12 protein-coding genes are annotated in these 10,264 nt (G+C 69.0%); 5 read left to right on the forward strand and 7 right to left on the reverse strand.

The annotated features are described in order from the left end of the window. Positions 1-60 precede the first annotated feature (60 nt). Entirely contained in the window at positions 61-1,152 is a 1,092-nt protein-coding gene (locus tag A5789_RS07880) for a UDP-N-acetylmuramate dehydrogenase (protein ID WP_082940535.1), read from the reverse strand. Positions 1,153-1,193: 41 nt separating this feature from the next. Between A5789_RS07880 and A5789_RS07885 the strand changes: the two genes are divergently transcribed. The 3 genes from A5789_RS07885 (at position 1,194) to A5789_RS07895 (ending at position 3,131) form a co-directional block, all read left to right on the forward strand. Continuing rightward, positions 1,194-1,679 carry a DUF2505 domain-containing protein gene (locus A5789_RS07885; protein WP_063016262.1) on the forward strand — a complete coding sequence of 162 codons (486 nt, stop codon included), beginning with the start codon at positions 1,194-1,196 and terminating at the stop codon, positions 1,677-1,679. 37 nt (positions 1,680-1,716) lie between these two features. Next, positions 1,717-2,232, forward strand: a complete 516-nt coding sequence (locus A5789_RS07890; protein WP_063016260.1) for a DUF2505 domain-containing protein — start codon at positions 1,717-1,719, stop codon at positions 2,230-2,232. A 140-nt stretch (positions 2,233-2,372) separates the two neighbouring features. Beyond that, positions 2,373-3,131 (forward strand): hypothetical protein, encoded by a 759-nt coding sequence (locus A5789_RS07895; RefSeq protein ID WP_064904448.1) that lies wholly within the window; start codon positions 2,373-2,375, stop codon positions 3,129-3,131. 24 nt (positions 3,132-3,155) lie between these two features. Here A5789_RS07895 and A5789_RS07900 read toward each other — a convergent pair whose 3' ends face one another. Then, complete coding sequence (locus A5789_RS07900) at positions 3,156-3,779, reverse strand: hypothetical protein (RefSeq protein WP_063016258.1); 624 nt, start codon at positions 3,777-3,779, stop codon at positions 3,156-3,158. A gap of 115 nt (positions 3,780-3,894) precedes the next feature. On the opposite strand from A5789_RS07900, the gene A5789_RS07905 reads away from it, so the two are divergent. Next, entirely contained in the window at positions 3,895-4,650 is a 756-nt protein-coding gene (locus A5789_RS07905) for a DUF2993 domain-containing protein (protein ID WP_082940536.1), read from the forward strand. 40 nt (positions 4,651-4,690) lie between these two features. Here A5789_RS07905 and deoC read toward each other — a convergent pair whose 3' ends face one another. Then, positions 4,691-5,365 carry a deoxyribose-phosphate aldolase gene (gene deoC / locus A5789_RS07910; RefSeq protein WP_063016257.1) on the reverse strand — a complete coding sequence of 225 codons (675 nt, stop codon included), beginning with the start codon at positions 5,363-5,365 and terminating at the stop codon, positions 4,691-4,693. A 153-nt stretch (positions 5,366-5,518) separates the two neighbouring features. Between deoC and purU the strand changes: the two genes are divergently transcribed. Further along, positions 5,519-6,406, forward strand: coding sequence for a formyltetrahydrofolate deformylase (gene purU, locus A5789_RS07915; protein WP_030516159.1), 888 nt, complete (start codon positions 5,519-5,521; stop codon positions 6,404-6,406). A 235-nt stretch (positions 6,407-6,641) separates the two neighbouring features. Here purU and A5789_RS07920 read toward each other — a convergent pair whose 3' ends face one another. From A5789_RS07920 to A5789_RS07935, 4 genes are all read right to left on the reverse strand, one after another. Then, positions 6,642-7,658 (reverse strand): alpha/beta fold hydrolase, encoded by a 1,017-nt coding sequence (locus A5789_RS07920; RefSeq protein ID WP_064904449.1) that lies wholly within the window; start codon positions 7,656-7,658, stop codon positions 6,642-6,644. Between the two features lie 255 nt (positions 7,659-7,913). Continuing rightward, a complete protein-coding gene (locus A5789_RS07925; protein ID WP_064904451.1) occupies positions 7,914-8,942 on the reverse strand; it encodes an alpha/beta fold hydrolase in 1,029 nt (342 codons plus the stop codon). 84 nt (positions 8,943-9,026) lie between these two features. After that, positions 9,027-9,323 carry a DUF2516 family protein gene (locus A5789_RS07930; protein ID WP_030516156.1) on the reverse strand — a complete coding sequence of 99 codons (297 nt, stop codon included), beginning with the start codon at positions 9,321-9,323 and terminating at the stop codon, positions 9,027-9,029. 116 nt (positions 9,324-9,439) lie between these two features. Beyond that, positions 9,440-10,120, reverse strand: a complete 681-nt coding sequence (locus A5789_RS07935) for a hypothetical protein (RefSeq protein ID WP_064904453.1) — start codon at positions 10,118-10,120, stop codon at positions 9,440-9,442. Positions 10,121-10,264: the final 144 nt, after the last annotated feature.

The following is a 10,264-nucleotide window of genomic DNA, read 5'->3' on the forward strand; positions in this document are numbered from 1 at the left end:
GCGAATTTACCGCGCCCCTCCGACAGCCCGGCCCGATCGGAACGTGGCGCCCGCCACCCGTCAGAGCTCGAGACCGACGGTCACCGGTTCGGGTTCCAGCCTGATTCCGAAACACTGTTCGACGCCCGCCCGCACGGTGCGCGCCAGGCCCACCAAGTCCGCGGCGCGGGCAGAACCCCTGTTGGTCAGGGCGAGTGTATGTTTCGTCGACAACCGGACGGGAGCGTCCGGACCTGGGAAACCCTTGCCGAATCCCGCGCGTTCGATCAGCCAGCCGGCGGAGAATTTCACCCCACCCTCGGCGGCATAGGTCGGAATAGTGATATCGCCCACATGCGCCCGGATCGCCTCGACGACGGCGGGCGCCCGATCGTGCGCCACCACGGGATTGGTGAAGAACGACCCGGCGCTCCAGGTGTCGTGGTCGGCCGGATCGAGCACCATGCCCTTGCCGGCGCGCAGGGCGAGTACCGCCTCGCGCACGGCCGCGGCCGGACGGGACTCGCCGTCGGCGGCATCGAAGGCGCGGGCCAGTTCGCCGTATCGCAGTGGGGCGCTGGCACCGTCGGGATTCACCTCGAACTCCACCGCCAGCACCACCGCCCGATCGGAATGCTTGAGCACCGAGGTGCGGTAACCGAAGCCGAGTTCCTCCGGTGCGGCCCATCGGATTTCGCCGCTGACGCGATCCAGCAGGTGAATCCGGCGCAGCGCCTGCGCCACCTCGACGCCGTAGGCGCCGACGTTCTGCACCGGCGTCGCGCCGGCCGAACCCGGAATTCCGGACAGGCACTCGAGTCCGCCGAATCCGGCGGCGACCGTCGTGGCGACCACGCCGTCCCAGTCCGCGCCCGCCTCGGCCGTCACACTGTCGGCTCCGAGCTCGACGGCGTCGGTGGCGATGCGGACGACGACGCCGGCGAATCCGCTGTCGGCGATCAGCAGGTTGGAGCCACCGGCCACCAGCAGCACCGGAACGCCCGCGGTGTCGAGCGTGCGCACCGTCTCGACGAGTGCCTCGGTGGTGCGACATTCGGCGACCGTCGCGGGCCCGCCGACCCGCAGGGTGGTCAGCTGCGCCAGCGGCACCGATTCGCGCACCTGCGCGCCGGTCGCGGCCAGCAACTCCCGCACGTTGTCGAATGCCACCACTCGAGATGTCTGCACATCGAAAGACGGTAGCGTGTCACACCATGGCGACACCCCTGGCGTACACAGCTCACTACGCGCACCCCGCCGCGGCGGTGCGCGCTGCGCTCGCCGACGAGCAGTACTGGAAGGACCGCATCGAGGAGGTCGGCGGGCCCGGTGCGCGGCTGGACTCCTTCTCGGCCGACGGGGACCGGCTGCGCGTGGAGATGGTGCAGACCATCCCCGCCTCCGAACTGCCCGCCGCGATCACCTCGGTCCGCCCGGGCGATCTGATCATCCCGCGTACCGAAACCTACGAGGGCCTGTCCGGCGTTTTCGAAGCGCATGTCGAGGGTGCGCCGGCGAAGGTGCGCGGCACGGTCACCCTGACCGGTTCCGACACCGCCTCCCAGGCCGTGGTCGACGGCTCGGTCGAGGTGACGATCCCGTTGTTCGGCAAGAAGATCGAGGCCGTGGTGGCCGAGAAACTGCTGGAACTGCTGGCCTCGGAGACCGACTTCACCAACACCTGGATCGCCAACCACTGATCGGGGCGCTCCCCGGGGACCAGTACCCTGGTCCCCCATGGCCCGCCGATTGGACTATTCCGCTCGCTATCCGCTGCACACCACCGAAGAGGTGTACGCGGCGCTGTCCGACCGCGCCTACTGGGATGCGCGGATGGAGGAGATGCGCAAGCACTCGCCGAACGAGGTGGTCCACCTGCAGGCCGACGGCGACGGTATCGAGGTCGAGGTCCGCCACATCCTGCCGCGCGACATGCTGCCCGAGATCGCGCAGACCGTGATGCGCAAGGACCTGGTGATCACCCGCAAGGAGAGCTACGGGCCGTTCGGTCCCGAGGTCGAGGGTGAGTTCAGCGCATCGATTCCGGCCGGTCCGGGGACGCTGACCGGCACCGTGCGCTTGTTTCCCACCGAGACCGGCTGCACCCTGCGCACCTCACCCGTGGCCAAGGTCTTCATTCCGATGCTGGGGCCCAAACTCGAGCAGATGATGCTGGTCAACCTCGTGGACCTGTTCCGCGCCGAAGCCGAATTCACCCAGCAGTGGCTCGAAGAGCAGCGCCCGACGGCCTGAGTTCCGTGGCTCCACCGCACGCCTGCATCACCACGATGAGACCGCCGGGCCGGCCCGGTGCTGCGAACATCGGACATCTCGGCTCGGCCGGCCACTCGCGCACTGCCGCCGTACCGTCGGCCGGGGGTACGTCCAAGCCGGTGGGCGCCATCACGCGCGGAACCACCGGGATCAATCGGCTGCGCCGCAGCGACCGCTGGCTGAGCCACGATCCACTGGTCGTCGAGCGGCTGCGGGCGGCCGCGGACCCGCTGGTGGTCGATCTGGGCTACGGGGCGAGTCCGGTGACCACGCTGGAATTGGCGGCCCGGCTGCGCCGGGTGCGCGCCGACATTCGCGTCGTCGGTCTGGAGATCGATCCCGAGCGCGTCGTTCCCGCTCGCGACGGCGTGCACTTCGCCCGGGGCGGGTTCGAACTCGCGGGACTGCGGCCGGTCCTGGTGCGGGCGTTCAATGTGCTGCGGCAATACGACGAGAGCGAGGTCGCGCAGGCGTGGGCGACAATTCTCGGCGGATTGGCTCCCGAGGGACTCCTGCTCGAGGGCACCTGTGACGAACTGGGCCGCCGCTGCGCGTGGATTCTGCTCGGCCGCGACGGCCCGATCTCGCTGACGCTGGCCTGGGATCCGTTCACCGTCGGCAAACCCTCCGATATCGCCGAACGGCTGCCGAAGGCGTTGATCCACCGCAATATTCGCGGTGAACGCGTGCACACGCTGCTCACCGCGGCCGACCGGGCGTGGGCGCATGCCGCGCCGATGGCGGTGTACGGGCCGCGCGTGCGCTGGCGGGTGGCGGCGGAACTGTTGCGGGAACAAGGCTTTCCGGTGCGGAACTACCGGCGGCGGATGCGTGATTGCGTCCTGTCGGTGCCGTGGGAGTGTGTGCGGCCCGACTGAATTCGCGGTGCGCGATCGCCGGGTTCAGGCCGCGGCGAGGGCGCGGCGCACCCGTGCGGCCGCATGCGGCGGCAAATTCGCACTCGCCGAAGCGATTTCGTGCGGAATGCAGCGATGGATGGCGACCGCGTCGGCGACCACCTCGTCCAGCGCCCCCTGTCCGATCCCGGTTTCGGCGAGGTCCAGTACGGTCCGCACGGGGGTGGTCACCAGGAACGCACCGGCCGACTCCACATCACCGCGATGCAGCTCGCGGCGCAGGACGACCAGCCGCGGGGCCGCGGGCGGGCGGCCCGCACTCGCGGACAGGTGCAGAAAGCGCGGGCGCAGGCGGCCCAGGCCGTGCAGTTCGGCAGCGCTGTGATGGGAGACGGCGGCGGCGCCGTCGAACCAGGCCGCCCACATCGCGTATTCGTCGAGCGGGCCGTCCGGCCAATCGGCCATGCGCAGAATGCCGAGGCCGGCGCGGATCACGGAACCGTCGGCGAGGGCGCCACGGATCCGGTGCTCACAGCCGGCCCGCAATACGATGCGCGTGGTGAAGTATCCGGCGTGCCGATCGGCCAGCCGGCGCAGCACCCACCAGCCTTGCTCGGAATCCCCCGGTCGGCGCGCGGCCGCGGCGTCCCCTGCATCGTGCGCGGACATGGGATCAGGTTACGCCGGACCGCTGTGCCTCATGTCACAATCGCGTCGGCACTGCATGACAAGCCTCACAGGCTCCACAGAGCGGGCTCAGAAAGCTCGGGAAGAATCGGTTGCCATGACCACTCCGGACACCGCGGTACCCGCTCCCGCACCGGCGGGTGAACCCAAACGCCGCAACGGGCGGCGGATCGCACTGATCGTCGGACTCGTCGTGCTGCTCGCGCTGGTCGGCACCGCGGCGGGCGCCGAAACCTATCTGCGCCACAAGAATCAGCAGTGCATGGCCTCCCAGGTCGAGAAGGAGCTGGGGTCGAAGGTCGATGTGGGATTCGGGCCGAAGCCGTTACTGCTCACCGCCGTCGACCACAAGGTCCAGTACATCACCGTCGACAGCGACGACGCGAAGTTCGGGCCCGCCGTGGACATGAAGGTGCACGCCCGGCTCAACGACATCACCCTGCTCGACGGCGGGCGCGGCGGCGCGAAGGTCGGCAGCAGCTCCGCCGACGCGACCTGGAGCAACGAGGGCATCGCCCAGACCCTGACCGGGCTCGTCTCCGGCGTGGAATCGGATCCGGCCGGCGGCACCCTGGACGTCAAGGTGCTCGGCGGTATCGCCGATCTGAAGGTTCAGCCGCACATCGTGGACGGCAAGATCGAGGTCAGCACGCAGTCGGCCTCGCTGCTCGGGCTGGGGCTGCCCACCGATCTGGTCGACAGCATCGTCGGTTCGATGACGCAGAGCCTGCAGAACTACCCGCTGGGTATGCAGCCGACCAGCGTGAAGGTCACCGACAACGGCATCTCGGTGTCGCTGCGGGGCGGCCCGACCACCCTGCAGGGCGGTGGCGACACGGAGATCCGCTGCTGATCGAGCCGGGGTGCAGCGAGCCCGGCGCCGCTCGCGGGCTCTACTCCGGGAAGCCGGCCAGCACATCGGCCGAGCGGGACAACCCCAGCCGGGTCGCACCGGCGTCGATCAGTTCGGCGGCCGCGGCGGCGGTGCGAATTCCGCCGCTGGCCTTGATGCCGAGCCGCCCGCCGACGGTCTCCCGCATCAGCCGCACGGCCCGTACCTCGGCGCCGCCCGCGGGGTGGAATCCGGTGGAGGTCTTCACGAAATCGGCGCCGGCGCGTTCGGCGGCACGGCACACCTCGACGATCGCCGCATCCGACAGCGCCGCGGACTCGACGATCACCTTGAGCAGCGCCCGATCCTCGACCGCCTCGCGGACGGTGACGATATCGGCGAGGACCGCGTTGTAGTCCCCCGCGACGGCCGCGCCGATGTCGATCACCATGTCGACCTCGGCCGCGCCCTGCTCTACCGCGAATCGCGCCTCGGTGCCCTTCACCAGGGAGTGGTGTTTGCCGGAGGGAAAGCCCGCGACCGTGGCGACGACCAGCCCGGGCGCGGTCACCGGCAGCATCGACGGAGACAGGCACACCGCGTAGACACCCAGTTCACGAGCCTCGGCGATGGTGTTCGCGACGTCGGCGGCGGTCGCCTCGGGGGCCAGCAACGTGTGATCGATCATCGCGGCGACCTGGGCGCGGGTGTAGGCGGTGGGAACGGTTTCGGACATGGGGACCAAGTCTGGCACAGCCCGCGAGCGTTCAGGGCCGCCGAGCGCTCGCGATCCGATGCGGCCCGCGAATTGGCTTACCCCGGACCGGCTTTGCGGCTCGCTGCCCGGGCGGCGTGATCGAACCGCGTGCGACCTGCGAGGATCGTGCCCATGAGTGGCACCGCGTCAGCCGATGATCGGCGTTTCGTCCTGAGCCTGGGCTGTCCCGACCGACCGGGCATCATCGCCCGCATCACCTCGTTCATCGCCGAGTTCGGCGGGTCGATCGTGGAGGCCGGTTATCACTCCGATCCCGATACCGGCTGGTTCTTCACCCGCCAGGCCATCGCGGCGGCGACCGTGCCGTTCGGCATCGACGAGTTGCGTGAGCGCTTCACCGTGGTGGCCGCCGAACTGGGCCCGCAGACCGATTGGCAGCTGCTGGATTCCGGGCGTCGCCGCCGCGCGGTCCTGCTGGTCAGCCGCGACGGGCACTGCTTGCACGATCTGCTCGGCCGGGCCGCCAGTGGCGAGTTGCCCGCCACTATCGAAGCGGTGATCGGCAACCATCCGGATCTGGGCGAGATGACCCGCGCGCACGGTATTCCGTTCCACCACGTGCCCTTCCCCGCCGATCCGGCCGAACGCGGCCCGGCCTTCGAGCGGGTGCGCGAGCTCACCGACGCCCACGATCCGCACGCGGTGGTGCTGGCGCGGTTCATGCAGGTGCTGCCGGCCGAATTGTGCGAGCACTGGGCCGGGCGCGCGCTGAACATCCACCACAGCTTCCTGCCCTCGTTCGTGGGGGCGCGGCCGTATCACCAGGCCTTCGCCCGCGGCGTGAAGCTGATCGGCGCCACCTGCCATTACGTCACCGCCGACCTGGATGCGGGGCCCATCATCGAACAGGACGTCAGCCGCATCGACCATGCCGACACAGTGCGCGACATGGTCCGGCAGGGCCGCGACATCGAACGTGTGGTGCTCGCGCGCGGACTGCGCTGGCACCTGGAGGGGCGGGTGCTGGTGCACGGGCGGCGCACCGTCGTTTTCTCGTAGCGCGTCTTCTCGTAGCCGGTCTTCTCGTGGCGACGCGGCGGGCCAAGACCGGGCGCCCTTGACCGGCCTTGGCGGACAACACGATTCAGCATCGTGTTGCCGTCCTCGCCGCGCGGAGCCGGCAGAGCGGCTCCGCTACGACAGGTCTTGTGGCGACTTCCCGATCCGAACGTGGGTCACCAGGATGCACCCGCGCCGCGAGTACGTCCAGCCCCGGCGGGCAGTCGCCGGGCGCTCAGCCCGCCACCGCACGGCGGCCGAAGCGAGTGACCTCGATCAATCGGCGCAGTTCGGCGTTGAACTCCGCACTCGCCTCGACATTCGCCAGATGTCCGGTGGCGAAGACCGAATAGCGATCCAGATTGCCCGCCGCGGCGAGCTCGTCGGCGATCTTGCGCGACATGCTCTCCGGCAGCAGATTGTCGTAGGCCCCGGCCACGACACTGGTCGGGATGCACAGATTCGCTGCGGCGCCGTGAATTTTGAGTTCGATCAGCGCCAGCGCGTACTTCGCCCGCACCAGCGGACGGCAGGAGCGCACGATCGAGAGCCCGAAGTCCACCTGATCCGCTGTGGCGTACCGATTCATGATGCGCGCCTTGAAGATTCCGCGCACCGGAGCACCGGCCGGGAACGGCACGGGCTGGCCGAACAAGGCGCGGCCCAGCCAGTCGGGGGCCGGGACGATGTCGTTGAAGATCGGCAGAACCCGGGTTTCGGCGGCGATATCGCCCGCCGTCGTGGTCAGCAGCAGGGCCGCGCTCGCGCGCTGCGCCACCTGCTCCGGATGGAATTTGGCCCAGGCCTGAATCGTGATGCCGCCCATGCTGTGTCCCACCAGGACGGCCTTACGTCCCGCCGGCACAACCGCGTCCAGGACGGCGCACAGATCGTCGGCCAGCTGTTCGGCGTCGAACCGGCCCGTCCCCAGGGTGCTGTCGCCGTGACCGCGCTGGTCGAACGCGATCACGCGGTGGTCGCGGGCGAAGGAGTTGATCTGCGGGTTCCAGTATTCGAGGCAGCAGGACCAGCCGTGCACGAAGACGATCACGTCGCCGTCGGCAGGGCCGTACGCGTGTACCCGCAGCCGGGCGCCGTCGGTCGTCGTGACCGAGACGACCTCTGCGTCGGGCGCGCAGTTCAACTCGGCCGTGCGGTAGGTACGCGAACGCATTTTCGCGCGGTATCCGCCGGTCAGAGCGCCGATGCCGGTCCGAAGGGCGGCAACGTTCTCGGGCAGGTTCACCAGCATGAGCACTCCTTTGTGTCCTACCGCACGTTACCGCGCTAGCAACGGTGCTTGCTAGTGCAAGCAGCGAAGAATTTCCGGTTTCGCACTTTTGTCCGGCGAAGCCGCACCTCAGCGCTGCTCACACCCCCACAGAGGCCGAATACCCATTCCGCCCAACGGCATTCACATCCGCCGGCGCAACGTCCCACTACCCGCTTCTATCGGCCGGCGCCACACAAGTGCTACGCCGAATTCGCCAAGCGATTGCCGAACCGGCTAGGCGGTCGCCTCGCGCACGTGCCGCGAGGCGTACGTCTCGTCCAGCACCTCGGCGAGTTCATCGTTGAACGCCTCGGATGCCTCGACGTTGCCGAGGTGGCCGGTCGGCAGTTCGACCAGCTTGCGGAACGCGCCGACCGAGCGCAGTTCCTCGGCCAGGCGCTCGGAGTGCACCGGCGGCGTCATATCGTCCACGGAACCGGAGATCACCGTGGTCGGCACGGTCACGCAGCGGGTACAGCTCTGCAGGGCCAGTTCGGCCAGCAGGAAGCCGAAGCGCGAACGCACGCGCGCCGGGCAGGAGCGCACGATCGCCAGGGCGAAATCGACCACCTCACCGGCCGCGGCCAGAGTCATGATCTGGCGGCGGAAGATCCACTTCACCAGCCGGATCGGCGGGAACACCACCGGCAGGCCGAGTCCGAGGCGGCCGATCGGGAACGGCAGCGCGAGCGGACCGCGATTGAAGCGCGGCACCACGGTGGTCTCGGCGATCAGGTCACCGGAGGCGGTATTGGCCAGCACCACCGCATCGGCCCGCTCGGCGACCTGCCGCGGATACCGGCCGGCCCAGGCCTGAATGGTCATTCCGCCGAGACTGTGCCCGACGAGGACCGCGCGCTGACCGGGGCGCAGCATGGCATCCAGGACGGCCGCGAGATCGTCGGCCAGCAGATCGGTGGACAGCGGTGCGGTGCCGGATTCGCTCTCGCCGTGACCGCGCTGGTCGTAGGCGATCACCCGGTATTCGCCGGCGAAGGCGTTGATCTGGGGATTCCAGTATTCGATGCAACAGGTCCAGCCGTGCGCCAGCACGATCGCCTCGCCGTCGGCGGGGCCGTAACTGTGCACGCGCAGCCGGGTGCCGTCGGACGCGGTCACCGCGGTCACCTCACACGGCACCGCCGGGGAATTCAGTGCGGGCAGGTCGTAGGACCGGGTGCGCAGTGCGGCGCGATGGGCGGCCGGCAGCCCGCGGAGACGCTTCACGATCCCCGCCACCGTGCTGGGCAACGTTGCCTGCATGAGAACACTCCTTTGTGTGTTACCGATCGATACAGTAACCCGAAGGAGTGGGTGCTTGCTAGTGCAAGCGCGGGGTTCGCTGTTTTACCAGCGCGGACCGCGCTGAATTTCGTCGACCTTAGGCCGCACATCGGCCAGATAGATACCCGTGGCGATCACCGCGGCGATCCCCAGCAATCCCACCGGCGTGCGAGCGAGCAGCAGGAAACCGAGGGCGACCGCCAGAATCGACACCCAGATCGGTTTGGTGAGTTTGTCCACGGCCGTGAACGCGTCGGCGCGCTGCCGGATCGCATGCACCAGCGCGAAGATGGTCGCGGCCATCGCGGCGAGCCAGAGCAGCCACAGGATTGCACTAGTCAGCTGGTACACAGCACCCATGATAGAAGCAACGCCCGCATGCGGCAGTGCGCATGCGGGCGTTGCGGGATCCGGTACGACCCGGATCCGTGTGACGGTTCCGGATTACCCCTCGGCCGGTCTTTGCTGCGGCCGAATTACTTCTTGGCCGGAGTGGTCTTCTTCGCGGCGGTGGTGGTGGTGGGCTTGGCCGGCGCCTTCTTGGCGGGGGCCTTCTTCGCCGGGGCCTTCTTGGCCGGGGCGGGCTCCTCGGCGGCAGCCTCGGTGGTCACCGCGACGACCTCGGCGTCGACGACCGCGGCGGCCTCGTCGGCCTGCTCGGCCGCTTTACCCAGAAACCCGCGAGCCTGATCGGACACCTTGGTCAGCACATCCTCGGCCCGGGTGACGACATCGGTGTAGATGTTCTCCACCTTGTCGAAACGCTCGTCGAAGCCGGGGTTGGAACGCAGCCGGTCGACGGTCTCCTCGCCGCGCACGGCCAGATCCGAGTACAGATCCACCAGCTGGCGGTAGTACTGGTCGACCAGCTTGCGCAGCTCCTCCGGGGTGAACTTCTCGCGCAGTTCGGCGAGGTCGTCCGGCAGTTCGGAGGGCAGTCCGGTCAGGCGGCCGCGCAGCGTCTCGATCTGATCCTGCACATCGGCCGGCAGATTCGACAGGCGCTCGCGAGCCTCCTCGACGCGGGAGTTCACATCGACGGTGGCGGCGCGGTCGCGGACGCGGTCGACGATATCGTTGACCGCCGCGTAGAGCGCGTCACCGGCTCCGACGGTCGCGTAGATCGGCTTGGTCACAGTGACGTTGGGCTGGGTCATGGTTGTTCGCTCTCCTGGCGTGGCGAGATTTCGGTAGTGCTGCCATCGGTGGCATGGTGCGGAACCTCGTTGTCCCTTGGGCTTTCGGGTGCACCGCCCCTCGGGCTCTCGGGCACACCGCCCCTGCTCCCCCCTGGAACCTGT

It is taken from the genome of Nocardia sp. 852002-51101_SCH5132738, from assembly GCF_001665695.1.
Classification (GTDB): Bacteria; Actinomycetota; Actinomycetes; order Mycobacteriales; family Mycobacteriaceae; genus Nocardia; species Nocardia nova.